We start from the raw sequence: 23,307 nt of genomic DNA on the forward strand, positions 1-23,307 counted from the left end.
AGTGCGTTTGGAGCCGTTGGCGCCACTTTTGGGCTGTCAACCAAACACCGATTATCATGCAACCAACTGACCCGGCCGCTCCTCCGATGGACACTTTGCCCACGCTCACTACCCGTCGATACGACCTCGACTGGCTTCGCATTATTGCTATTCTGACGTTGCTGTTCTATCATACCGGTATGATGTATGTCTCCTGGGGCTGGCATATTCAGAGTACGGAAACCAGCCGACCCTTCGAGGAGGTGATGCGGTGGCTGCACCGCTGGCGTATGCCGCTGCTGTTCTTCATTTCAGGGGCAGGTACCTATTTCGCCCTGCGCACGCGAACGGTCGGGAGTTACGCGGGAGAGCGGGTCCGGCGGTTATTTCTGCCGCTTGTCTTCGGTATGTTCGTCATCGTGCCGCCCCAGATTTACGCCGAATGGCTGTTTAGAGGTCGATTTAGCGGGAGTTATGCCGAGTTTTACCCGTATGTGTTCGAGTTTCAGCCGTACAGAGATGGTGGGTCCGGCGGAGCGTTCAGCTGGCACCACCTGTGGTTTATTGCCTATCTGTTTCTCTATGCGCTGATCAGCATTCCCGTGTTTCGGTGGCTGAAGAGCCCGGTCGGCCAGCGGTTTACGGATCGGTTCGGGCGGCTGATTAATCGGCCTGGCGGAGCTTTGTGGCTGATGGTGGGGGTTATTGCGGTTAGTCAGTACATGACCCGCCCGTTCTACCCCGATGAGACCCACGCGCTGATCGACGACTGGGCTTATTTTGTCGAGAACCTGCTGTTGTTCTGGTTTGGCTATCTGCTCATCAGCCGTCGGGAGTTCTGGTCAGTATTGACCAACCAGCGCCGAATTTTTCTGGTAGCTACCCTCGTGTTTACCGCCGTGCTGTACGGTATGCGGATGGTATTCACGAACGAGGAGATTGACACGATTTTCTGGATTGACTTCTGGTACTTTACCAACGGCATGGCCCTGATGGTAGCGTCTGTACTGGCCACGATTGCGTATGGCTACCGGTACCTAAACGTCAATAAGCCGATACTCCCCCGACTGAACGAAGCCGTTTATCCATTTTATATTCTCCACCAGACCGTAATAGTAGGAATTGGTTATTATGTGCTGACAGAAACTACACTCGGCTTGTACGATGGATTTTTGGCAATAAGTCTCTCATCATTAGTAGTTTGTCTGGTTGTATATGGGCTGCTCATTCGACCGTTCAGGCTGACCCGACTGTTGTTTGGCGTTAAATAAATTGCCCTGAACGCCCCCATCTACTACTTTTGACTACGACATAACGATTACTACCTGTATGAATGACTTCCGTACTGACTGGACACGCGCCGAAATAGCCGATATATACAATTCACCCGTGCTGGATCTGATTTACCGGGCCGCCACCGTGCATCGGCAGCATCACGATCCGCAGGAAGTACAGGTTTGCACGCTGCTGTCCGTCAAGACGGGTGGCTGCCCTGAAGATTGTGCGTATTGCCCACAGGCCGCCCGCTATCACACGAACGTGAAGGTACACAAGCTGATGGAGGTCGACGAGGTGCTGACGGCGGCTCAGCGGGCCAAAGATACGGGCAGTACCCGCTTCTGCATGGGGGCTGCCTGGCGCGAAGTACGCGACAACCGCGACTTCGATAAAGTGCTGGAAATGGTACAGGGCGTCAACCAGATGGGGTTGGAAGTATGCTGCACGCTGGGTATGCTAACCGAAACCCAGGCCCAGAAGCTGAAAGATGCCGGTCTTTACGCCTATAACCATAACCTCGATACCAGCGAAGAATTTTACGGCGACATTATCAGCACCCGTACCTACGACGATCGGCTCGATACGCTCGGTCATGCCCGTAAAGCCGGTATTTCGGTTTGTTCCGGTGGGATCATCGGCATGGGTGAGTCGCACACGGACCGGATCGGTATGCTGCATACGCTGGCCACCCTGCCCCAGCACCCCGAGTCCGTTCCGGTCAACGCGCTGGTGCCCGTAGAAGGCACACCCCTGGAAGACCAGCCCCGCGTGTCGGTTTGGGAAATGGTGCGGATGATTGCTACCGCCCGGATCATCATGCCAAAAGCCATGGTTCGTCTGTCGGCCGGCCGGGTTCGCATGACTACCGAAGAGCAGGCGCTGTGCTTCCTGGCAGGGGCCAACTCGATCTTTGCCGGCGATAAGCTGCTCACTACTCCCAACCCGGACGAAGATGCCGATCAGCAACTGTTTCAGACGCTGAACATCCGCCCGCGCAAAGCCTTCAAGGACGCATCGCAGCCGGCGGTTGTGTTCGAGCAGATTCCCGTATAAGTTAAACGGCCTATCAACAAAAAGCCCGCTACGAACTAGCGGGCTTTTTGTTGATAGGCCGTCGGCAACGGTTAGTTCGAGGAGGCTTCGACGAAGTGACTCAACACGACTTCTGCCAGTGAGGTCGCTTTCTGCTGCGAGGTAGCGGCATTGGCTTTAGTCTGCACCGTTACATTGACGATATGATTGTTGTACAGCACATGCATTGCTTTCCTGGCAGGGTCCCAAACGGCTTTGTCGCCCACACCAGGCACGGCTACGAACCGCCCCGTGCTCACGGCTGGTTTCGTGAACTGAGCGGCTACCGAAGTCACCCCCGATGTCGAGTTTGAGGAGTCGTTGCTGGCTGTCGAATCGTCGTCCATGTCGGCTTCCGCACCGCCCGCTGGCTCAGTGGCTGGCCGTTCGGCTCCCGTGCCCCGGGTTTCAGGGCCGCTGATCGGTTCCTTTTCGGCCGCCATGCCCATTTGCCCCGATACCTGGCCTGCGCCACCCTGATACATTTTGTCGAAGATGTATTCGGCATGGTACATGGATGGATACGGCTTCGGCCCGCCAAAGGCGACGCTAACCGTTCCGTCTTTCCACTTGAACTGACAGCCGTTCGGATAATCGAGGGTAGTCATTTCTTCGGTAAGCCCAATGTCAAACATGCCTTCGATCAGGCCCTGGTCCAGCATATTGCAGGGTTCGTCGTACCCGAACCGCTGATCGGTACTAAGCTGCCATACGCCCACTACTTCTTTAGCCAGGTTGGGGCTGCCGGTTCCGGCGGCATCATTGGCACCATCTGTATTGGATGCGTTGTCACCCTGGAAACAGGACGTCAGCAGCAAGGCCGGTAGAGACAGCCATAATAATTTCGTGCTCATAAAACGTGAGTGTAGGTTTGTTGTAAGACTAAAATTGGCTGTCCGTTGTTTACCGGTTCAAACAATTTCATGGAATCAAGCCATTGGCTCATCGGCAGCGGGTCGGTGCCGAAATGCGCCGAGTTGCGTACTTTTGTTGCCGAATTACGCCACCATGACTGACGTCGAAACGATTTTGTTGCCCCCAAACCGCTCGGTTTTTTTTGCCTCGGATTTTCACCTCGGTACCCCATCGCCCGAAAAAAGCCGGGATCGTGAACGGGCCGTCGTAACCTGGCTCGACACCATCCGCCCCCATGCCGACGTGATTTTTCTGGTAGGCGACATCTTTGATTTCTGGTTCGAGTACAAGCGCAGCATTCCGAAAGGATTTATCCGGTTGCAGGGAAAACTGGCCGAACTGACCGATGCCGGTACCCGTATCATCCTGTTTACCGGCAACCATGACATGTGGATGCAGGATTATTTTACCCAGGAAATGGGTATCCCGGTTTATCGGCAGCCGCGCCGGTACGACATCGGCGACAAACGCTTCCTGATCGGCCACGGCGACGGCCTCGGCCCCGGCGACTATACCTACAAACGACTGAAGGTGCTTTTCGAGAGCGGACTGGCCCGGCGGCTATTCCGGTACCTGCATCCCGATGTGGGCATTGGTCTGGCCCAGGCCTGGTCGCGCCGGAGCCGCATCAGCAACCAGGAGAAAGGAGAGGAGTTTATGGGCGAAGATCGCGAATGGCTGATGCACTACTGCCGCGAGGTAGAAGCGGTGCATCACCACGACTACTACATTTTTGGTCATCGGCACATACCCATGAACCTGGCCGTCAATGACCGGAGCCGCTACGTGAATCTGGGCGAATGGGTATCGGCGCGCACCTACGCCGAATTTGACGGAAACGACCTGCAACTGAAGACCTGGGCAAGCTAACAGAGGACAGTTAGTTGCCTTCCAGCAGGTCTTTCCGGGTCATGTTTTCGCGCGGAGCTTTGTTGAGCTCACTGCGCCACTCCTTGTTCTTCAGGTCTCCCCGTTTGACCGACCGGATAAAATTGGCCCAGGCAAAGGGGTTGGTAAACGAGAAGGTCGTCATGTTGTTACGTCCGTAGACCGACTCTCGCCCAAAAAATTGCTGGTTCACAAAGTTCTGGTGGTTGGCGATGGCACCCATCGGCATCGTAGCCGCCTGCCGCATAATGGCGGCCGGGTCGGTGTTGCGGGCCAGGTTGTCACGCTCCTGCTGATCGGGCAGCTTCAGGTTGACGAACGCTTCTTTAAACAGCTCTTCGGTAGCGTAGGGGTAGACCTTTACCTCGGCCAGGGTTTTGACGTCTTCCTGCAACGCTACCACCGCCGAATAGGTAAGGTCGGTCAGTCGGCGCGGAATGATGTGGTACTGGGTTTTAAAGCCAACGTAGCTGAAAATGATACTGTCGCCCGGAAAAACCGGCAGCGCAAAATAGCCGTTGGTCGCCGACAATACGCCCCGCCCGGCTTTGGGAATATAGATATAGGCACCCGGCAGCGGCTCATTGGTTTTACCGCCCGTCAGGAAGCCCGTGAATGTCACCTGGCGGTCCTGACCCTGCGCAAAGAGCGTCGTCGACGCGCCTGCAACCAGCAGCATCAGTCCAATCAGCAATACCGTCAATGACTTATTCATAGGCAAATCAGCGAAACTACAAAGTAAACGCCCAAACAGCTGGATTAGGTTTCGGACGGGTATTTTTTAAGAAAGATTAAGTTGATTAGGCAAACAGTTTCAGAAAGCTGATAATGAACGGAGCGGCCAGCAGTAGCCCGTCGAACCGATCCAGAAAGCCGCCATGACCGGGAATACTACTGCCTGAGTCTTTAATGGCAATACTGCGTTTAAACAGCGACTCGACCAGATCGCCGTACGTACCGGTTACGACGATGATGCCACCAACGCAGTACCACTGCCAGGGTTGTAGTTCGGGGGCGTAGATGGCCAGTCCCTGCGCTACCAGAGCCGCAGCGGCAGCTCCGCCAATGGCGCCTTCCCACGATTTCTTGGGCGATACGCGCTCGAACAGTTTGCGCCGACCAAAGTAGGTACCCGCGAAGTAAGCGCCGATGTCAGTGGCCCACAGCAGAAACAGACAGCCCAGAATGATGGCCGGGTGGTAGGCATTACCCCGCAGCGCCAGCACAATCAGCAGGGCGAACGGCATGGCTACATAAATGATACCCAGAAAGGTGAAGCCGATGTTGGTGAACGGCTTCATATCCCGCTTTTTGTAGAGTTTGATCAAAAAGATCATCGACGAAGCCGGGCAGATCAGGAAGTAGCTGTCAGTGCCGAGCATGCCTTTCTCGATGAAATAAGCCAGCACACAGACCAGACAGCCCACTACGGTTCCGTAGGCCGTTAGGGGCTCGAATCCGTCGAGGCCGAGCAATTTATAGAACTCCCGCTGGGTAAGCGCGCTGATCAGCGTAAACAACAGAGCAAACGTCCAGTCGTCGTACCAGATCATGAAAATAATAAACGGTACCGCCACTACAGCCGCAATAACCCGCTGCTGTAGGTTCGTCAACTTAGCTAAACGTTGCTTCATTCTCGATAATTACTTTGGCCAGCGTGGCGTGCTGGAGCGGCACGTGTACTTCACTTTTTCCCCAGCCAATGGATGGATAGGAACTGCTCTGACGATTGACAACGACCGCCGGAATGTCGTGTTCAGTCAGGAGCGCCTTGGCCAGTTCGGCCCGGTGGGGCAGCGGGGTACTGTATATGGATTCCCAGGTTTCGTTCATAAGATGAAGGCAGGCAGACCGCCGTATGCATGAGTAACTAGGTGTTGGGCGAAGGATGTCCCGCATTACTTCGTTTAAAGTAAGCCAATAACCCCGCCGACAGCACCAGCGACAGGATGGCGCCGATGATCGGGACGGACTGGGTACTTTCAATATCGACGGCAACGACCCGGCGCTGGTAAAGGTACACCATCAGCACCGTAAAGCCGTTATTGACAAAATGAGCCAGTATGGGCACCCACAGATTGCCCGACCAGACGTACAGATAGCCAAAGAGGGCGCCCAGCAACATGCGGGGGAAGAATCCCAGAAACTGGACGTGAATGGCGCTGAACAGGGCCGCGGCTACCCAAATGCTCAGGTGTACGTTACCCGTCCAGACGGTGAGGTTGCGCTGTAAGATGCCCCGGAAGAGTGCTTCTTCGCCAATGGCCGGAATCACGCCGATGACCAGCAGGGCAATAGCAAGTTGTAGCGGGGTGTCGAACGTAGTGATGTATTTGGTGACGCCAGCCAGACTTTTCTCCTTGTCACGAATCCACTGTTCGAGCGGGGCCAGGGTTTGCGGCAGGTGCAGATTCTGGTTCCACTCGATGATGAGTCCGTTGCCAGGCATGAAGGCTATGACAATCAGAACGACGATACCCAGCCCCGTAACGGTTGCCAGCGGACGTTGGCTGAACTGGGGCCAGGTCCGGCGCTCGATCACGTACCAGTAGAGCAGGGCAGGTAGTAAAAACGTACCCAGGTGATTGACCGCCTGGAGAGCCATGATCTCGTACCAGCCGTTCGCTACCGAGGTTGGATTACCCGATAGCCGGAGCAGATACGCCTGGGCTTCGGCCGGATCAAGTCCCTTGCCCACCATTAGCACAACGAACAGCAGCAAGGTGCTGATGACGCCCCCCAGCAGCACAAAACCAACGAGCATAATAAGCCCACCAAGGGTTGGCGATCGGGATGACGGATGGTTGGGCGAGACAATAGGTTGCATAATTCCCGTAAATTTACAGACAGAACACGGATTTACGAGGTGTCAGCTGCTATTTACCCAGGAACCAAACAAGGCTGCAAATCGTAATTCTAACCAGAAAAGGGTATCTATAGCCTTGTGGCTGAAATCAATACGTACTGTGGTTAAGATTGGTAATATAGAACTTCCGGACTTCCCGTTGCTGCTGGCCCCGATGGAAGATGTGAGCGATCCGCCGTTTCGGGCGGTATGTAAGGCCAACGGCGCCGACCTGATGTATACCGAGTTCATCTCCTCGGAAGGGCTCATTCGGGATGCGGCCAAGAGCGTGCAGAAACTGGATATTTTCGAATACGAACGGCCCATTGGTATCCAGCTGTTCGGCTCCGACATCGAAACGATGGGCGAGTGTGCCCGCATTGCTACCCGCGCCAACCCCGATCTGATCGACATCAACTACGGGTGCCCGGTCAAGAATGTTGCCTGCCGGGGCGCCGGGGCTGCGCTGCTTCAGGATATTCCGAAAATGGTGAAAATGACCGAAGCTGTTGTCAAAGCTACTCACCTGCCCGTAACGGTGAAAACCCGGCTCGGCTGGGACGATAACACCCGCAATGTAGAGGAAGTAGCCGAACGATTGCAGGATATCGGCATCCAGGCGCTGACCATTCACGGGCGTACGCGGGTGCAGATGTACAAAGGAAGCGCCGACTGGACGCTCATCGGCCGCATCAAAGATAACGACCGTATCAAAATTCCGATCTTCGGCAATGGCGATATCGACACCCCCGAAAAAGCGCTCGAGTATAAGAATCGGTACGGAGTTGACGGGGTTATGATTGGGCGGGCCAGCATCGGATACCCCTGGATATTCGACGAAATCAAGCACTTTGTCCGGACCGGAGAACACCGTACCCCACCCACCATTGCGGATCGGGTAGCGGTATGTCGTCAGCACCTCGACTTCTCGATCCGCTGGAAAGGCGAGATTACGGGCCTGTTCGAGATGCGCCGGCACTACACCAATTATTTCAAGGGGCTTCCTGATTTCAAGCCTTACCGGCAGCGGCTCGTTACGACCAATACCTATCTAGAAACCCGGGCCGTACTCGACGAAGTAGCCGATCGCTACGCCGAAGCCTATGTATAACCCTCAGCGCCAGCGGGTAACCAGCCGACAAGGCTGATGCCCGCTGGCGCTGAGGCTCCTTTCCCTTACGTTCATGCCCACCGAAGAGTCTATTGTAGTAAACCAGAAACGCCCGGTTATGGCGTGGGTGTTGCTTTGTACCCTGGCGCTGGTGTGGGGCAGCTCGTTTATCCTCATCAAACGGAGTCTGGGTGCGTTTTCGCCCACGCAGGTTGCGGCTGGCCGACTGCTGTTTGCCCTGCTTTTTTTTGTGCCCTTCCTGGCCCGGCAGGCCCAGCAACCGGCCGTCAGGGCAGCTGTTCGGCCCCGGTGGTGGGCGCTGCTGGTGGCGGGAATAGTGGGGTTCGTTATTCCCGCTTTTCTGTTTGCCGAAGCGGGCGCGCATCTGAACAGTTCGCTGTCGGGCGCGCTCAACTCGCTGAGTCCGCTGTTTACACTTATTCTGGGTGCTCTTTTCTTTGGGCAGGCGCTTCAAGTCAGGCAGGTAACCGGTATTCTGCTGGGGCTGGCCGGGTCGCTGTTGCTGGTCTTTTTCAGCGCCACTGGCTCCTTTCAGATCAACGGTTACGCGCTCATGGTCATGCTGGCAACGGTCTGCTACGGCTTTAACACCAACTTTATCGGGTGTTACATCAGCCAGTTACCCGCGCTGGTCTCTACGGCCTGGCTGTTTGCGTTCATCGGGCCGATTGCGGTGCTGATCCTGTTGCCGACCGACTTCCTGTCGCGCGCGTTCGATCCCACTCATACCACCTCGCTGGTAGCCCTGATTATTCTCGGGGTGCTCGGGTCGGGCCTGATGTCGGTGTTTTTTAACCGCATCATGCAGCTGGCTTCCCCTTTGTTTGCGGCCTCGGTAACCTACCTGATCCCGATCGTGGCGCTGCTCTGGGGCGTACTCGACGGTGAGCGAATCTATGCCGTACAGTTTGCCGGCATGGGGATCTGCCTGCTCGGAATTTGGTTGGTGAATCGAAACTGAGTTACTTGTGATCGATTTTCGTTCGGGTTATCCAACGCCCTTACCAAACCATAACCCATGTACCAGACAACCCTCGATCAACAACCGGCTACCATCAATTTTTCAGCAACGGGCCCGGTGCTCAACGGCGAGCCTTTCAGCTGGGACCTGGTCCGACTTACGGATCGTACCCTGCATATCCTCTACCAGAACCGTTCTTACAATGCCGAAGTGCTGGAGCTGAACGCGGCAGCTAAAACCGTTGTCCTGAAAATAAACGGGCGTATTCATACCATTCAGCTGAAAGACCGCTTCGACCTCCTGCTCGAAAAAATGGGCATGAGCAGCGCAGCCGCGGCCAAAATCGGCGACCTGAAAGCACCGATGCCGGGCCTGATCGTAGGCATTACGGTAGCGGTGGGGGCCACTGTGCAGAGAGGAGATACGGTGCTGATTCTGGAAGCTATGAAGATGGAAAACACAATAAAAGCGCCCGCCGAGGCCACCGTGAAAGCCATTCGTGTTCAGAAAGGAGACCGCGTCGAAAAAGGACAGGTACTGATCGAGTTCGGTTAGCCAAAGCGGGTTTTCGGCCGGGCTTTTGACGGGTTTACCGACTTTTCGTTTGCTGCTTTCCTCGGCTCCATCCTTCCTGCCTTCTCCTTTTTTCCCTATCTTTGCCCCCGCAAAAATCACCCCGCATGACATCAACGAAGTACAAACGAATTCTGCTCAAATTAAGCGGAGAGGCTTTGGCCGGTCCCAGCGGTTACAACATCGACCCTGCCGTACTGGAGCAATACAGTAAAGAAATCAAACAGGTTGTCGATCTGGGTGTGCAGGTCGCCATAGTCATCGGCGGAGGCAACATCTTCCGGGGCGTATCGGGCGAGCGGTCTGGTATCGACCGGGTGCAGGGCGACTACATGGGTATGCTGGCTACGGTTATCAATGCCATGGCTATCCAGAGCTCCCTCGAAAAACACGGGATGTATACCCGCGTCATGTCGGCGATCAAGATGGAGCAGGTGTGCGAACCCTACGTACGTCGGCGCGCTGTGCGGCATCTCGAAAAAGGGCGGGTTGTGATCTTCGGGGCCGGTACCGGAAGTCCGTACTTCACTACCGATACCACCGCCAGCCTGCGGGCTATCGAGGTAGAGGCAGACGTGGTGCTGAAGGGAACCAAGGTAGACGGTGTCTATACGGCCGACCCGATGAAAGACAAAACGGCTACCCGGTATACCACCATTTCGTTCGAGGACGTTTACGAGAAGAAACTGAACGTCATGGACCTGACCGCTTTCACCCTCTGTCAGGAGAATAACCTGCCCATCATTGTTTTCAACATGAATGAGGCCGGTAGTCTGCTCCGGGTCATCCAGGGCGATAGCGATACGGGCACGCTGGTGACGTCGAACTAAGTAGCCCGGGGTTTGTTTTGCCGGTTCTGGTGAGCCAATGCCTGCCTACATAGCGGCTGCGTTAGCCCTGAGTTATCGCTGCTGGTTAAAACGGTACACTGAATACAGTAAACTGTAAAAAAGAATGGAAGAGATCGAGCTATTTCTCGACGATGCAAAAGACACGATGGAGAAGGCGCTGAAGCACCTGGCCATTGAACTGACAAAAATTCGTGCCGGTAAGGCCAGTGCTCAGATGCTCGACGGTATACAGGTCGAGTACTACGGGATGATGTCGCCCCTGAACCAGGTGGCCTCCGTCAATACGCCCGACGCGCGAACCATCGTGGTGAAGCCGTTCGAGCGGAAACTCATCGGTGAAGTAGAAAAAGCAATCCGGAACTCGAACGTAGGCCTGGCCCCCAACAACGACGGGGAAATGATCCGGCTCAACGTGCCCCCCCTGACCGAAGAACGTCGGCGCGACCTGGTGAAAAAAGTAAAACAGGAGGTGGAAGTGGCCAAGGTGAACGTACGTAACATCCGCAAAGACACCAACGATGACATCCGTAAGCTGGTCAAAGAAGGCGTTTCGGAAGATGCCGTCAAGCAGGGCGAAGAGCGGGTTCAGAAACTCACCGACGCGTTTATCGCCCGCATCGAAGAGGTATTCGCGGCTAAGGAAAAAGACATTCTGATGGTGTAAGCTGCCAGACGATGACCAATTGTAACCCGGTTCTACCCGTTAGAGCCGGGTTTTTTCGTGTCTTGCTTAGCCAATCGGAGGAGAGACCCGACGGGTTTTTATGCGATCGGGTCAGGAAATCCGGCGGATGGCTGATCGGAGGTAGTCGAGCGCGGTGCGGCTGATCAGTTGTTCATCGACATCGGCTACCCGTTCGCCCCGGTGCTGGTAGGGCCATACTTCACCCGTGAGGGCGTCGAAGGTCCCGTAGGGAATCAGCTGGTACTCCTCGTATCCCCAGTATAAAAAATCGGTCGCGTCGGCGTAGGTATCGAAACCGACCGCGTAACCAATTTCCTGTTGAGCGAAAACAACGATGTAGCGCATACCCCCCGTACGCAAAAAAGACCCGTTCGGTTGCGTGTTTGTCGGCGGAGATACCGGTTCCCCGTAACAATCCGGCGGGTGCGCCGTCCGTTTTCTGGTAAACCTGTATCTTTGGGCAGTGTACTGACTGCATTGTATGAAACAACCTACATTTTTCCAACGTTTGCGCCCACACCTGATCGCTGTGGTGGGTCTGCTGGTGCTGGCTATCATTTATTTCTCGCCGGTCATGTCGGGCAAGACCTTAAGCATGAGCGATGTACAGCAGGCGGTTGCCTCAGCCCGCGAAATTCGTGAGATCGGCCAGCAATCGGGCGAGAAACCACTCTGGACCGATGCGGTTTTCAGCGGTATGCCCGCCTATATGATCGACTTTAACTATCCCTACATATTTGTTTACAAAGCCGTTATGGGGGTTGTGGGCCTGTTGCCCAACACAGCCTCGGTTGTCTTTGTGGTCATGTTTTGCGCGTACCTGCTGCTGGTTGTGCTGGGGGCTAATGCGTGGCTGTCGGCGCTGGGGGCTATTGCCTACGGGTTCGGCACCTTCGGCATCGTCAGCCTCGAGGCCGGGCATATTTCCAAACTGTTTGCTATGGGGTTTGGGGCTGGCCTGCTGGCCGGGGTGGTACTGGCGCTTCGCGGACGATACTGGCTCGGGGCCGCCCTGACCGGACTGTTTGGCTGTATGGAGCTGGGGGCCAACCACATTCAGATTACGTACTACCTGTTCATGACCATCGGCCTGTACATACTCGTTGAAGGAATTGCCCTGGTGCAGGCGGGTAAAGGCCGGCAACTGGCTATGGGCCTGGCCACGCTGGCCCTGGCGGGTGTTCTGGCCGGTGGCAGCTTTGGCAAGCGCCTGCTCGTGCTGAATCAATACACGAAGGAAACCATTCGGGGCACGTCGGAGCTGACGGCCAAAACAACCAATCCGGACGGGAAATCGGCCGAAAGCGGAGCCCGAAACGGGCTCGACAAAGAATACGCGTTCAGCTACAGCTACGGCAAGGCCGAAACCCTCACGCTGCTGGTGCCAAATGCCTTCGGGGGCGCGTCGGGGGGCGGTCTCGGTACCGGTTCTGACTTTTACAAGGCACTCGTGAATCGGGGGCTCGACCCCGCCCAGGCGCAGCAGTTTGTGGAGCTGGGTACGCCAACCTACTGGGGCGATCAGCCGATGGTAGGAGGCCCGGCCTATGCGGGGGCGGCACTGCTGTTTCTGTTCGTGCTGGGAATGTTCGTGATCCGCAACCCCATCCGGTGGTGGCTGCTGAGTGCGGCTGGGCTTATGATTGTGCTGGCCTGGGGTAAAAACCTGGCGGCCATCAACTACCTGCTGTTCGACTACCTGCCGTACCTGAACAAATTCCGGGCTATGACCATGGCGCTTTGCCTGGCGCAGCTGTTTATCGGGATTGGAGCGGCCATGGCCCTGCAGAGCCTCGTAAGCCAGAAATGGACGTTTGCGCAACTCCGACAGCCGCTGCTGATCAGCTTTGGCCTGACCGGTGGCCTGGCGTTGATCCTGGCGCTGCTGGGCGGTACCCTGTTCAGCTTTCAGACGCCGACCGATGCCGACATGATGGCGCGCTATTTCGGCGAAGCGGGCAAAGAGTTTCTGCCCGCCCTCATCAGCGACCGGCAGGGGCTGCTCCGGAGCGATGCCTTCCGGTCGTTCATCCTGATCCTGCTGACGGCGGGTGCTGTCTGGGCGCTGATCACCGATAAAATCAAGCCCATTGTCTTTTATCCGGTGCTGCTGGCGCTGGTGATATTCGACCTGTTCGGTGTCGATAAACGCTACCTGAACAATGCCGATTTTGTCACGAAAGCACAGGCCAGTCAGGTGTTTGAACCAACACCCGCCGACGAGCAGATTTTGCAGGATAAGACGCCCGGCTTCCGGGTGTTCGACCAGACTTCCGATTTTATGAACAGCAACCGCGCGTCCTACTTCCACCGGTCCATTGGTGGGTATCACGCGGCTAAACTTCGGCGGTATCAGGAGTTGATTACGTATGCTTTCCAGCCCAATACGCTCAACATACTGAATATGCTGAACGTCAAGTACGTCATTCGGCAGGGCGAGCAGGACCCCAATAACCCGCAACAGGCGCCGACGGGGCCGGTTGTATTACCTAATCCGGAGGTGCTCGGAGCCGCCTGGTTCGTCAAAACAGTACAGACGGTAGAAGGCGCCGATGCGGAGATTGCGGCCATGAAGACCCTGAATCCACGCGATACGGCCGTGGTCGATAAGCGATTCGCTGCGCAGCTGTCGGGCCTGCCTGCCACCCTCGACCCGACCGGCAGTACAATCCGGCTTTCGAACTACCGGCCCGACAAGATGATCTACGAGGTCAATGCCGCCCGCGACGGGGTAGCCGTCTTCTCGGAAATCTACTACCGGGGTAACGAAGACTGGCAGACACTGATCGACGGGAAACCCGTTCAGCAGCTACGGGCCAACTATGTGCTGCGGGCGCTGCGCATACCGGCGGGTAAACATACGGTCGAGTTTCGGTTCGATCCGCCCGCTGCCAAAACCGGCGATACCATCGATCTCATTGCCAACGTGCTGCTGATTGCGCTGATTGGGTTTGTCATCTTCCGGGAAGGTCGCAACCGGCAGTCTGCACCGATGTCTGAACCTGAGCCAGTTGGCCCTCCGACCCCGGAGCCCGCAGCGACAAAGCCAACGAAGGCAAAAACCCGGTAGCTGCCGGACATACCCGGCCGGTAAGGTATTAAAACGATGGGTTCCGACTGTCACTACAGCGCGTAGTAACAGTCGGAACCCATTTTTCGCGTGTTAATCGACCGGTTTGGGAGCCGGTTTAGGGGCGGTCCACTTTTTGGGATGCTGCGGACGAGTGTTGCCATACGACCCCATCGAAATTTTGCCTTTCCGTGACTTCTTGTCGCCTTTTCCCATAATAATTAATTGATTTAATGTATATTACTAGTGTATGAAGCCTGGAGAAAGGTAATCCTACCCGCTGCTAATTTTGTCATCTTTACGTCCTTCGTTTTCAACCGCTGATTGCCCATGCCGTACCGACATACAGTTCGTCAGACCAGGTATGTATTCGATGATTTGCGGACGCTGCTGGCCCGCGCCACCCCCCGGCGGTCGGGCGATGAACTGGCGGGTGTAGCGGCCCGGTCGGCAGAAGAACGGGTGGCGGCTCAGATGGCCCTGGCCGACCTGCCGCTCACCACCTTTCTGGCCGAAGCTGTCGTGCCCTACGAGCAGGACGAAGTGACCCGGCTCATCATCGACTCGCACGATGCCGGGGCGTTTCAGCCGATCCGGCATCTGACCGTGGGCGGCCTGCGCGATTACCTGTTGAGCCTGACCACCGATACCGATACGCTTCGCCAGCTGCAACCGGGGTTAACCCCCGAAATGGTAGCGGCCGTCTCGAAACTGATGCGGAACCAGGATCTGATTACAGTGGCGGCCAAATGTGAGGTCATCACCCGGTTTCGGAATACCATCGGCCTGAACGGTCGACTCAGCACCCGGCTCCAGCCCAATCACCCCACCGATAATGTGCGGGGCATTGCGGCCAGCCTGGTCGATGGGCTGCTCTACGGAGCCGGAGATGCCGTAATCGGTATCAACCCCGCTACGGATCATGTGCAGACAACCATCCGGCTGCTGGATATGCTCGACAGCGTTCGGGAGCGGTTTTCTATTCCGGCGCAGACCTGTGTGCTGAGCCACCTGACCACGACCCTGCAGGCGGTGGAGCAGGGCGCTCCCGTCGATCTGGCGTTTCAGAGTATTGGCGGCACCGAAGGCGTGAACGCATCCTTCGGGGTGAACCTCGGCTTATTACAGGAAGGGCTGGAGGCAACCCGTTCGCTGAAGCGCGGTACGCTCGGGCAGCATGTTATGTATTTTGAAACAGGGCAGGGGAGTGCGCTATCGGCCAACGCCCACTGTGGTCTGGATCAGCAAACCGCCGAAGTCCGGGCCTATGCCGTAGCGAGGGCGTTTGAGCCGCTGCTGGTCAACTCAGTCGTTGGGTTCATTGGGCCTGAATACCTGTATGACGGCAAACAGATTATTCGCGCCGGGCTGGAGGATCATTGCTGCGGCAAACTGCTGGGCTTGCCGATGGGTGTCGATATCTGCTATACCAACCACGCGGAGGCCGACCAGGACGATATGGACACCCTGCTCACGGTACTCGGCACCGCCGGGGTAACGTTCATCATGGGCATTCCGGGCGCCGATGATGTGATGCTGCACTACCAGAGTACGAGTTTCCACGATGCGCTGTACATCCGAAAGCTGCTCAACCGCCGACCGGCGCCCGAGTTTGAACACTGGCTTATGAGCATGGGCCTGCTGAACGACCAGGGTCAACTACTACCCGCCGGCACGGGGCATCGGCTGCTGAGCGGTATGTAGCGGGGTTCTACAAACGCCGGGCTTCAACCCCTTCTTTGGTGATCCGAACCGGTTTAATGGCGCCTTTCTCGTCGAAATACAGTTTGTCGATGCAGGTTTCGCGGTGGTTGCCATCGGTTTCGGTAAGCGGACGGCGGTGGTAGATGATGTACCAGTCGTCGGTGCCGGGTACGTTGATGACCGAATGATGGCCAGCGCCGGTCGCTACGGTCGGGTCCTGCTGCAACACTTTGCCAACGCGCTCGAATGGGCCGAACGGAGAGGACCCCACCGCATACGCTACCGAATAGTTGGGACCCGTCCAGCCGCCCTCCGACCACATAAAATAGTAGCGTCCGTTTCGTACGAACATGATTGGCCCTTCTACGTAATCTTTGGGGGTAATCTCGCGGAACGTGGTGCCGTCGGCGAAGGGAATGAACCCCTTATAATCGCCTGTCAGCTGGGCAATGTTGCAATGGCCCCAGCCGCCGTAGATGAGATACTCTTTACCGTCGGTATCGCGGAAAACAAACTGATCGATGGGCTGGGCACCGTTATGAACTTCACCGACCAGCGGTTTGCCGAGGTAATCGCGGAAAGGGCCGGCGGGGTTGTTGGCTACGGCAACCCCAATACCTCCTACTTCGCCGGGGTGGACATCGTTAGCGCCGAAAAAGAGGAAATACTGGCGCCCTTTCTGCACGATAGCGGGCGCCCACATCGCTTTTTTGGCCCACTTCACCGCCGACGAGTCGAGAATACGCGGGTGCTTGGTCCAGGTGACGAGATCGGGCGATGAGAAGGCATCAAAATGAACCTGCTTCTCATACTTGTCGGAGTACGTAGGGTAGATCCAGTACCGATTGCCAAAAATGGCTCCTTCCGGATCCGCATACCAGCCCGGAAATACCGGATTGCCCGAGCGTTTGGCCGACTGGGCGGTAGCAGACAGTGTGCCGAGTAGTAAAAAGAACAGAGAAAGGCGTGTGAGACTAGTCATTCGGAAACGTGTTGAGGTGTTGTCAGGCGCCGGCTGTAAACGCCAGCTGGGTTTTGCTCCGCCTTGGTTCGGCGGCATTGACGGGCAATATAGGCCGAACGGTGTTTCCGTGTATGTAGCCCAGCCGAAAATTGCCGTACGCACTGGACCGGGGTACGCCGGCTGTGAGCAAGCGAATAGATCGAGAATGGACCAACAGTGACTACAGGCCTGTACCCGGTCGCCTGTCGCACCGCTTGTGTACCAGCTGTTGTTTTCGTAGGTTGCCTGTATGAACGCAGATCCGTGGTCTTTTCTACAGGCACATACCCGAGCGCGCATTGCACAGGGGCGGGTAGGCAACAGTCTGCCGACCCGGGCGTTGCTGGATTTTCAACTTGACCACGCCCGGGCCCGCGATGCCGTTTATTCGGTACTCGATGACGAGCAGCTGTTGAGCGACATTCGGGCGCTGGGTGCCGAAGCCCGCTCGTTCCAAAGTCAGGCTGCCGATCGCGCCACGTATCTAAAACGGCCTGATCTGGGTCGCAGACTGCACGAAACATCGGTCGCCAACCTGGCCCGTTTAGCCCGCGATAACGAAGGGGCGAACGGCATCGAACTGGCTATCGTCATCGTCGACGGCTTGTCGGCTACGGCGGTCAATACACATGCGGTACCCGTTGTGTCGGCCTTGCTTCGGTTGATACGCAGCCTGAACTGGTCGGTGGCGCCGATCTGTCTGGTGCAGCAGGGGCGAGTAGCTATCGGCGACGAGATTGCACACGCGCTGGGGGCCAGTATGGTACTGGTTCTGATTGGCGAACGGCCGGGCCTGTCATCGCCCGATAGTCTGGGCGCTTACCTCACCTACAAACCCCGCCCGGGTCTGACCGACGAGTCGCGCAATTGCGTGTCCAACATCCGACCCGAAGGATTGCCGTACGAGCCTGCCGCCCAGAAACTTGCGTACCTGCTGACCGAAATGAAAACGCGGCAGCTATCGGGCGTGGGGCTGAAAGACGAAATGCCTACACATACACTACCGAATACTTCTTACCCGGTAGGGATCGAACAAACCCCCGAAACTCCAGATTGAGCAGGAGCGAAGCCAGGCGGCCCATCGGAATCTGCGACTGCCAGCTTAGCTCGTCGATGTGCAGGTCGGTCGATTGCCGCAACAGGGCCAGGACTTGACTTTCTTCATCGGTTACGTCTACGGGCAGGACCGGGGCTGTATTGCCGCGCGGATGCTGACCCACTGGCTGATCCCAGTTGAGGGCTTCGATCAGATCCGCCGGGCTGGTATAAATCTGCGCTTTGTTTTCCCGGATGAGTTTGTTACAACCCGCCGAAAAGGTCTGGTTCAGCTGGCCCGGCACCGCAAAAACGTCGCGGTGGTAGTTGTTGGCGTACTCGGCCGTAATGAGGGCGCCCCCTTTGGCGGCTGCTTCTACCACAACAATGGCATCGCTCAGACCGGCAATGATCCGGTTGCGGGCCGGAAACAGATGGGCGTCGGGTTTGGTACCCGGAATACTCTCGGTCAACAGGCCGCCCTGGGACAGCATCTCCTGCGCTGTTCGCCGATGGACCGATGGGTAAACCACGTCTAGTCCGCTGGCCATGACGCCTATGGTTGGCAGTCCGTTGGTCAGGCTGGCCCGGTGGGCGGCAATGTCGATGCCATAGGCGAGGCCGCTGATGACGGTGACATGGTAGGGCGCTAGTGCATCGATTATATCGGTAGTGATTCGCCGGCCATAGTCAGTGGCCTGCCGGGTGCCAACCAGCCCAATCGTGCGGGGGGCGTTCAGGTCACCAGCGCCCTGCCAGTACAACAGGGCCGGGGCGTCGTAGAAGGTTTTCAGTCGGGCCGGGTAGGCTTTGTCGGTGTAGAAAAGGGGCGTAGCGCCGAGGGTTTCGAGTCGTTTCAGTACCCGCTCGGCAGCCGTCAGCGCGTCGGAAGTACGAATGGCCCGGGCGGTTATGTCGCCAATGCCGGGTACTTTCAGCAGGCGGGCCAGGGGCGACCGGAAGACCTCCGGGGCCGATCCGCAGTAGCTGATCAGTTGTCGAATCAGAATACTGCCCAGGCCCGGAACGAGGGTGAGGGCAACTTGAGAATGAGCGTCGGTAGACACGTTTGGATAAAGCAAAGAAGTTACGGAAATGAGAGGGCTGGCGAGCAGCCTCTGCAAGCTTACTGCTTTTCAGGCGTAAACCCAACAGAAGTGGCTTGTCAAAGAATGGTATGTAAACTATGTATTAAATTGGTTAGTAAAAAGGTAGCGGTGAGATAATTACCGAAGCACTGTTCGAAAAAATCGCGGGAGTATTTTTGTGAAAAGTTTCCTGTACAAAAAACACTAGCCAATGCTTTCTAACAGACTTTTACTATCCTCTACTGTGCTGCTTTCATTGTTCGTGGCTGTGGCCTGCAGTAATGAAGAAAACCCAAGCACACAGTCAGCTAACGAGGTAGTACTGAAAAACCAATCCGTTACGCCTGCTCTGGCCAAAGCCATGACCGGTGTCAACAACGTCGAGATTTTCTCACTTGTCGGCAGCGACGATAAACTGGATCAGTCACCTAACTTTGTTTTTGGGGGTTCGGCCGATGGAGCAGGCATGCTGAAAAATGCGGACGGCACCTTTACGCTGCTCGTAAACCACGAAGACAACTTCGCCGTATCGCGCATTACCCTCGACAAAACCTTTAAGCCGGTCAAGGGAGAATATATCCTGAACTCCGATGGGGGCGTATGGCGCCTTTGTTCGGCCACGATGGCCACGGCCGAAGAACACGGATTTGGGCCCTTGTATCTGACCTGTGGCGAAAGTGGCCAGGAGTCGCGCACGCACGGGGTGAACCCCTTTGGCGACGTAGGAACCGCGAGCGTATCTAAAGAAATCGCCGGGCTGGGCCGCTGGAGTGCCGAGAACGCAGTGCCGCTGCCCAAGCAGGCCTATGCCGGTAAAACAGCCATCCTGATCGGCGACGACGATTCGGACGTGAACGGGGGGCAGCTGGCCCTATATCTCTCCAATACCGTGGGAGACCTGGATAACGGCTCGCTCTACATGCTGAAACGCACCGACGGCAACCAGCGCGAAATGGATATGAAAGTGGGGGCCAAGTTCCCGGTCGAGTTCGTCAGGATCGACAACCACAAAACCCTGACGGGCGCGCAGATCAACGCCAAAGTAAACGACCTCAAGGCCATCAAATTTGGGCGGGTCGAAGACATCGACTACCGCAAGAAAAGCACGGGCCGCGAAGTCTACTTCAACGTTACGGGCCAGGCGACATCGGGACCCAACGCCGATTATTCGCGCTCAAAATACGGTCGGGTATACCGCCTGACGATGGATGCCGCCGATCCACTCAAAGCAACACTCGAAGTAGTGCTGGATGGCGACGACCGCGCGGGTAATGCCAAAACGTTTCAGAATGTGGATAATATCGTAGTGACGGAGAATTACCTCTACACCCAGGAAGACCCGAATAGCTATGGCGACGAAACCCACGATTCGTACATCTACCAGCTGAACCTGAAAACGAACGAGTTTAAGCCGGTTATCGAACTGGATCACCGCCGGACGGCTTCCGATGCCGCAAAATACAATGTAGGGGGTGCATCGCGGTTCGGCGCCTGGGAGTATGGTGCAATGATCGACGTATCGGATCAGGTCGGATTTGCCGATACCTTCATCATTGCCGTTCAGCCGCACACCTGGCGAGGGGATAAGTACAAGGCTGTTGACGGGGGAACCAAACGACCCGACGAAAACCAGGCCAGTCAGCTTATCGTCGTAAAAGGGCTGCCCCGCTAGATCGACAGACGTATAGTACGTGCCTGACCAACCCCGGGTTGGTCAGGCTTTTTACTTCTCATAAAGCTGATTTTGCCGTTTGTAAAAATGGTTACCCAACAAACTACGTCGACAGTAGCGCGTCAACAGCCCCGATACGCATTCCGGATAGGTATTGTCCTGATTGCCTGTCTGGCGTTTTTGAGCCTGTATAGGGTATGGACGTCCCGGCAAACGCCACTACAACAGGTTAAGAGTAAATACCTGCATGATATTGCGCAGCTTGACTCAGCCGTGCGGCACCTGAATCGAGCCGTTGATGCGCAGTGGTCGGAGATCCGGATTCAGGCTGCATTTGATTCAGCTCGTCTGGCTTACAAACAGGTTGAGTTTCTGGTCGAGCTGTACAATCCCGAAACGGCCAAAAGCCTGAATGGGCCTGCCTTGCCCGAGGTGGAAGAAGATGATGGGTTACAGCGGGAAATCAAGCCGGAGGGCTTTCAGGTAATCGAAGAACTAGTATTTCCTTACGACCCGGCCAACCGGGGCGAATTGCGCGGGCAGCTGGCGCTGTTACAGGCCAATGTGGGGCGGTTGACCCGGGTCGCCACGGATAACGAGATGACCGACAGCCACGTCTTTGATGCCATACGGCTCGAAGTGTTTCGGCTCGTTTCGCTCGGCATCACCGGGTTCGACTCGCCCGTTGCCAATCATTCGCTGCCGGAAGCTGTAGCCTCGTTGCAAAGTTTACACCAACACCTCCGCTTCTACGACCTGGCTGACCAGCAACCCGACCTGGCCGAGCGGCTCGACGGGGCCTTTGCCGGTGCTATCGGCGCTTTACAAAAAGAGCAGAGTTTTACCGAGTTCGACCGGTTTGGCTACATCACCCAACACGCCAATGTGCTGAGTGGCTTACTGCTCGACGCGCAACAGGCCCTTGGCATTCCAGTGTTTCAGGAAAGTCGTCTCCTGTCCGCTTCGGCCCGGACGCTCAATGATCGGGACGCCTTCGACCCAAACTATTTTGTGAACAGTCGTGACGATCGGGCCACGCCCAGCCGGATTGCGCTGGGGAAAATGCTGTTTTACGACCCCATTCTGTCGGGTGATGCCAACCGCAGCTGTGCCACCTGCCACCAACCCGATAAAGCGTTTACGGATGGCGAGCCGAAAAGTCTGGCCGTCGGTTTCGGTGGTCGGCGTATTGCCCGTAATGCGCCCACATTGGTAAACGCGGCTTTACAGGCCGCTCAGTTTGCCGATTCGAGGGTAACCTTCCTCGAAGACCAGGCCAGCGACGTGATCGAAAACGCCGATGAGATGCACGGCTCACTACCCGACGCGGTAAAGGCACTCCGGGCCAGCCAAGTGTATCAGACTACATTTAGCAAGACCTACCGCGACGGGGTGACCGAACAAAATCTGAAGAACGCCATTGCGAGTTATGTCCGGTCGCTGACCAGCCTGAACTCGCGGGTAGATAGGGCGTTACGGAACGAAAAGCAGGCTGCGCTATCGGCTGAAGAGAAGCATGGCTTCAATCTGTTCATGGGTAAAGCAAAATGTGCCACCTGCCACTTTTACCCCTTATTCAACGGCACGGTGCCGCCCGCTTATCAGAAAACCGAAAGTGAGGTGCTGGGTACACCCGCTACAGCCGACAATAACCAGCTTGATCCGGATCTGGGTAAATTTCGGACCACCGGGATTACCCTTCAGAAACACGCGTTCAAAACGCCGACCGTTCGCAACGTAGCCCAAACCGCTCCCTACATGCACAATGGCGTGTATCAAACGCTCGATCAGGTTATCGATTTTTATAACAAAGGCGGAGGCAACGGCCTGGGCCTTCGTGTCGACAACCAGACGTTACCTGCAGATAAACTGAATCTGACGCCCGGCGAAAAGCAGGCTCTAATCGCTTTTCTGAACGCGCTGTAATTTGGTGCACCGGCCTGAAGGCCGACGCTATTCATGGGTCGTACCGAGCTGGATTCTACAAGGCGGAAGAACATGACTAGCACCGGTTTTTAAACCGGTGTATCAGGTGCCGGTCAATTCAATGCACCGGCCTAAAGGCCAGTGCTAGTCATGGGTCGTACCGAGCTGGATTCTACAAGGCGGAAGAACATGACTAGCACCGGTTTTTAAACCGGTGTACCGGGGTCGTACGACCCTGATTTTCAAACCGGCGAATCATCGATAGCATTGTCGACCGGCGTGTTCAGGTCGTCGCGAATTTTTTCCAGGAAGGATTTGATCTCACGGAGTTTGGCGATGTAGCGGGCATTCTGCTGGCGGTTGACATCCCGACTTTTCAGGAATTCGCGGGCACCGGCCAGGGTATAGCCTTTAGCCTGCGTCAGGTCCAGAATGTCGCGGAGCAGGTCGAGGTCAGCCTGCGTATAAACCCGATCGCCGGAGCGATTTTTTCGGGGCTGGAGCATGGGGAACTCCTTTTCATAGAACCGTAACTTCGACGCGTTGATCCCGAATAACTCGGCTACTTCCTTGATGCCGTAATACAGTTTGCCCTCGCTTTCCATCTGACAAACCTGCCACGCAGACCCGA

The 23,307-nt window shown here is 56.3% G+C and carries 23 protein-coding genes; 13 read left to right on the forward strand and 10 right to left on the reverse strand.

All coding sequences use genetic code 11. From position 1 onward, the window contains the following. Nucleotides 1-56: 56 nt before the first annotated feature. Nucleotides 57-1,250: an acyltransferase gene (locus B1C80_RS18980; RefSeq protein ID WP_077922784.1), complete on the forward strand. Its 1,194-nt coding sequence runs from the start codon at nucleotides 57-59 to the stop codon at nucleotides 1,248-1,250. A gap of 58 nt (nucleotides 1,251-1,308) precedes the next feature. Further along, nucleotides 1,309-2,310, forward strand: a complete 1,002-nt coding sequence (bioB, locus tag B1C80_RS18985) for a biotin synthase BioB (RefSeq protein ID WP_077922785.1) — start codon at nucleotides 1,309-1,311, stop codon at nucleotides 2,308-2,310. A gap of 71 nt (nucleotides 2,311-2,381) precedes the next feature. Here bioB and B1C80_RS18990 read toward each other — a convergent pair whose 3' ends face one another. Then, nucleotides 2,382-3,182: a hypothetical protein gene (locus B1C80_RS18990; protein WP_077922786.1), complete on the reverse strand. Its 801-nt coding sequence runs from the start codon at nucleotides 3,180-3,182 to the stop codon at nucleotides 2,382-2,384. A 154-nt stretch (nucleotides 3,183-3,336) separates the two neighbouring features. Here B1C80_RS18990 and B1C80_RS18995 point away from each other — a divergent pair, with 154 nt between their 5' ends. Continuing rightward, nucleotides 3,337-4,113 carry a UDP-2,3-diacylglucosamine diphosphatase gene (locus B1C80_RS18995; RefSeq protein WP_077922787.1) on the forward strand — a complete coding sequence of 259 codons (777 nt, stop codon included), beginning with the start codon at nucleotides 3,337-3,339 and terminating at the stop codon, nucleotides 4,111-4,113. A gap of 10 nt (nucleotides 4,114-4,123) precedes the next feature. Here B1C80_RS18995 and B1C80_RS19000 read toward each other — a convergent pair whose 3' ends face one another. The 4 genes from B1C80_RS19000 to B1C80_RS19015 all read right to left on the reverse strand — a co-directional run bounded on the left by B1C80_RS19000 (nucleotide 4,124) and on the right by B1C80_RS19015 (nucleotide 6,958). Beyond that, nucleotides 4,124-4,846 carry a carboxypeptidase-like regulatory domain-containing protein gene (locus tag B1C80_RS19000; protein WP_077922872.1) on the reverse strand — a complete coding sequence of 241 codons (723 nt, stop codon included), beginning with the start codon at nucleotides 4,844-4,846 and terminating at the stop codon, nucleotides 4,124-4,126. 85 nt (nucleotides 4,847-4,931) lie between these two features. Then, complete coding sequence (locus B1C80_RS19005) at nucleotides 4,932-5,765, reverse strand: phosphatidate cytidylyltransferase (protein ID WP_077922788.1); 834 nt, start codon at nucleotides 5,763-5,765, stop codon at nucleotides 4,932-4,934. After that, nucleotides 5,746-5,964, reverse strand: a complete 219-nt coding sequence (locus B1C80_RS19010; RefSeq protein ID WP_077922789.1) for a putative signal transducing protein — start codon at nucleotides 5,962-5,964, stop codon at nucleotides 5,746-5,748. Before B1C80_RS19010 ends, B1C80_RS19005 begins: the two co-directional genes overlap by 20 nt. 37 nt (nucleotides 5,965-6,001) lie before the next feature. Further along, nucleotides 6,002-6,958 carry a lysostaphin resistance A-like protein gene (locus B1C80_RS19015; RefSeq protein WP_369822713.1) on the reverse strand — a complete coding sequence of 319 codons (957 nt, stop codon included), beginning with the start codon at nucleotides 6,956-6,958 and terminating at the stop codon, nucleotides 6,002-6,004. A 139-nt stretch (nucleotides 6,959-7,097) separates the two neighbouring features. On the opposite strand from B1C80_RS19015, the gene dusB reads away from it, so the two are divergent. The 5 genes from dusB (at nucleotide 7,098) to frr (ending at nucleotide 11,157) form a co-directional block, all read left to right on the forward strand. Continuing rightward, complete coding sequence (dusB, locus tag B1C80_RS19020) at nucleotides 7,098-8,087, forward strand: tRNA dihydrouridine synthase DusB (RefSeq protein ID WP_077922791.1); 990 nt, start codon at nucleotides 7,098-7,100, stop codon at nucleotides 8,085-8,087. Between the two features lie 73 nt (nucleotides 8,088-8,160). After that, complete coding sequence (locus tag B1C80_RS19025) at nucleotides 8,161-9,069, forward strand: DMT family transporter (protein WP_077922792.1); 909 nt, start codon at nucleotides 8,161-8,163, stop codon at nucleotides 9,067-9,069. 57 nt (nucleotides 9,070-9,126) lie between these two features. Beyond that, nucleotides 9,127-9,624 carry an acetyl-CoA carboxylase biotin carboxyl carrier protein subunit gene (locus tag B1C80_RS19030; RefSeq protein WP_077922793.1) on the forward strand — a complete coding sequence of 166 codons (498 nt, stop codon included), beginning with the start codon at nucleotides 9,127-9,129 and terminating at the stop codon, nucleotides 9,622-9,624. A 125-nt stretch (nucleotides 9,625-9,749) separates the two neighbouring features. Then, nucleotides 9,750-10,472, forward strand: coding sequence for a UMP kinase (gene pyrH / locus B1C80_RS19035; protein ID WP_077922794.1), 723 nt, complete (start codon nucleotides 9,750-9,752; stop codon nucleotides 10,470-10,472). A gap of 124 nt (nucleotides 10,473-10,596) precedes the next feature. Further along, complete coding sequence (gene frr / locus B1C80_RS19040; RefSeq protein ID WP_077922795.1) at nucleotides 10,597-11,157, forward strand: ribosome recycling factor; 561 nt, start codon at nucleotides 10,597-10,599, stop codon at nucleotides 11,155-11,157. Nucleotides 11,158-11,268: 111 nt separating this feature from the next. On the opposite strand, the gene B1C80_RS19045 is transcribed toward frr, so the two are convergent. Further along, complete coding sequence (locus B1C80_RS19045; RefSeq protein ID WP_077922796.1) at nucleotides 11,269-11,523, reverse strand: hypothetical protein; 255 nt, start codon at nucleotides 11,521-11,523, stop codon at nucleotides 11,269-11,271. A gap of 163 nt (nucleotides 11,524-11,686) precedes the next feature. Between B1C80_RS19045 and B1C80_RS19050 the strand changes: the two genes are divergently transcribed. Continuing rightward, a complete protein-coding gene (locus B1C80_RS19050; RefSeq protein WP_369822714.1) occupies nucleotides 11,687-14,248 on the forward strand; it encodes a hypothetical protein in 2,562 nt (853 codons plus the stop codon). Nucleotides 14,249-14,341: 93 nt separating this feature from the next. On the opposite strand, the gene B1C80_RS19055 is transcribed toward B1C80_RS19050, so the two are convergent. Next, the gene (locus tag B1C80_RS19055) at nucleotides 14,342-14,464 is read right to left on the reverse strand and encodes a 30S ribosomal protein THX (protein ID WP_077922798.1); all 123 of its coding nucleotides are present in this window, start codon (nucleotides 14,462-14,464) and stop codon (nucleotides 14,342-14,344) included. Nucleotides 14,465-14,578: 114 nt separating this feature from the next. On the opposite strand from B1C80_RS19055, the gene B1C80_RS19060 reads away from it, so the two are divergent. Continuing rightward, complete coding sequence (locus tag B1C80_RS19060; RefSeq protein WP_077922799.1) at nucleotides 14,579-15,952, forward strand: ethanolamine ammonia-lyase subunit EutB; 1,374 nt, start codon at nucleotides 14,579-14,581, stop codon at nucleotides 15,950-15,952. Between the two features lie 7 nt (nucleotides 15,953-15,959). On the opposite strand, the gene B1C80_RS19065 is transcribed toward B1C80_RS19060, so the two are convergent. Continuing rightward, nucleotides 15,960-16,934, reverse strand: coding sequence for a glycoside hydrolase family 43 protein (locus B1C80_RS19065; RefSeq protein ID WP_077922800.1), 975 nt, complete (start codon nucleotides 16,932-16,934; stop codon nucleotides 15,960-15,962). A gap of 271 nt (nucleotides 16,935-17,205) precedes the next feature. Between B1C80_RS19065 and eutC the strand changes: the two genes are divergently transcribed. After that, nucleotides 17,206-18,012, forward strand: a complete 807-nt coding sequence (gene eutC / locus B1C80_RS19070; RefSeq protein ID WP_077922801.1) for an ethanolamine ammonia-lyase subunit EutC — start codon at nucleotides 17,206-17,208, stop codon at nucleotides 18,010-18,012. Here eutC and dprA read toward each other — a convergent pair. Beyond that, on the reverse strand, nucleotides 17,945-19,057 hold the full coding sequence (gene dprA, locus B1C80_RS19075; RefSeq protein ID WP_077922802.1) for a DNA-processing protein DprA: 1,113 nt from the start codon (nucleotides 19,055-19,057) through the stop codon (nucleotides 17,945-17,947). The genes eutC and dprA overlap by 68 nt on opposite strands. 265 nt (nucleotides 19,058-19,322) lie before the next feature. On the opposite strand from dprA, the gene B1C80_RS19080 reads away from it, so the two are divergent. Both B1C80_RS19080 and B1C80_RS19085 read left to right on the forward strand, forming a co-directional pair. After that, nucleotides 19,323-20,750 carry a hypothetical protein gene (locus B1C80_RS19080; protein ID WP_236648836.1) on the forward strand — a complete coding sequence of 476 codons (1,428 nt, stop codon included), beginning with the start codon at nucleotides 19,323-19,325 and terminating at the stop codon, nucleotides 20,748-20,750. 87 nt (nucleotides 20,751-20,837) lie between these two features. Next, the gene (locus tag B1C80_RS19085; RefSeq protein ID WP_077922804.1) at nucleotides 20,838-22,676 is read left to right on the forward strand and encodes a cytochrome c peroxidase; all 1,839 of its coding nucleotides are present in this window, start codon (nucleotides 20,838-20,840) and stop codon (nucleotides 22,674-22,676) included. Nucleotides 22,677-22,918: 242 nt separating this feature from the next. On the opposite strand, the gene B1C80_RS19090 is transcribed toward B1C80_RS19085, so the two are convergent. Next, nucleotides 22,919-23,281 (reverse strand): MerR family transcriptional regulator, encoded by a 363-nt coding sequence (locus B1C80_RS19090; protein ID WP_077922805.1) that lies wholly within the window; start codon nucleotides 23,279-23,281, stop codon nucleotides 22,919-22,921. Between the last annotated feature and the right edge of the window lie 26 nt (nucleotides 23,282-23,307).

The organism is Spirosoma sp. 209, from assembly GCF_002006735.1.
Classification (GTDB): Bacteria; Bacteroidota; Bacteroidia; order Cytophagales; family Spirosomataceae; genus Spirosoma; species Spirosoma sordidisoli.

Bases quoted from the DNA above. Each gene is read 5' to 3' on its own strand.
- B1C80_RS18990 (WP_077922786.1), bottom strand. From the start codon at position 3,182: ATGAGCACGAAATTATTATGGCTGTCTCTACCGGCCTTGCTGCTGACG.
- B1C80_RS18980 (WP_077922784.1), top strand. From the start codon at position 57: ATGCAACCAACTGACCCGGCCGCTCCTCCGATGGACACTTTGCCCACG.
- B1C80_RS19090 (WP_077922805.1), bottom strand. From the start codon at position 23,281: ATGGAAAGCGAGGGCAAACTGTATTACGGCATCAAGGAAGTAGCCGAG.
- B1C80_RS19010 (WP_077922789.1), bottom strand. From the start codon at position 5,964: ATGAACGAAACCTGGGAATCCATATACAGTACCCCGCTGCCCCACCGG.
- B1C80_RS18995 (WP_077922787.1), top strand. From the start codon at position 3,337: ATGACTGACGTCGAAACGATTTTGTTGCCCCCAAACCGCTCGGTTTTT.
- B1C80_RS19000 (WP_077922872.1), bottom strand. From the start codon at position 4,846: ATGAATAAGTCATTGACGGTATTGCTGATTGGACTGATGCTGCTGGTT.
- B1C80_RS19085 (WP_077922804.1), top strand. From the start codon at position 20,838: ATGGTTACCCAACAAACTACGTCGACAGTAGCGCGTCAACAGCCCCGA.
- B1C80_RS19055 (WP_077922798.1), bottom strand. From the start codon at position 14,464: ATGGGAAAAGGCGACAAGAAGTCACGGAAAGGCAAAATTTCGATGGGG.
- bioB (WP_077922785.1), top strand. From the start codon at position 1,309: ATGAATGACTTCCGTACTGACTGGACACGCGCCGAAATAGCCGATATA.
- B1C80_RS19060 (WP_077922799.1), top strand. From the start codon at position 14,579: ATGCCGTACCGACATACAGTTCGTCAGACCAGGTATGTATTCGATGAT.
- B1C80_RS19015 (WP_369822713.1), bottom strand. From the start codon at position 6,958: ATGCAACCTATTGTCTCGCCCAACCATCCGTCATCCCGATCGCCAACC.
- B1C80_RS19045 (WP_077922796.1), bottom strand. From the start codon at position 11,523: ATGCGCTACATCGTTGTTTTCGCTCAACAGGAAATTGGTTACGCGGTC.
- eutC (WP_077922801.1), top strand. From the start codon at position 17,206: ATGAACGCAGATCCGTGGTCTTTTCTACAGGCACATACCCGAGCGCGC.
- B1C80_RS19030 (WP_077922793.1), top strand. From the start codon at position 9,127: ATGTACCAGACAACCCTCGATCAACAACCGGCTACCATCAATTTTTCA.
- B1C80_RS19005 (WP_077922788.1), bottom strand. From the start codon at position 5,765: ATGAAGCAACGTTTAGCTAAGTTGACGAACCTACAGCAGCGGGTTATT.
- frr (WP_077922795.1), top strand. From the start codon at position 10,597: ATGGAAGAGATCGAGCTATTTCTCGACGATGCAAAAGACACGATGGAG.
- B1C80_RS19025 (WP_077922792.1), top strand. From the start codon at position 8,161: ATGCCCACCGAAGAGTCTATTGTAGTAAACCAGAAACGCCCGGTTATG.
- B1C80_RS19065 (WP_077922800.1), bottom strand. From the start codon at position 16,934: ATGACTAGTCTCACACGCCTTTCTCTGTTCTTTTTACTACTCGGCACA.
- pyrH (WP_077922794.1), top strand. From the start codon at position 9,750: ATGACATCAACGAAGTACAAACGAATTCTGCTCAAATTAAGCGGAGAG.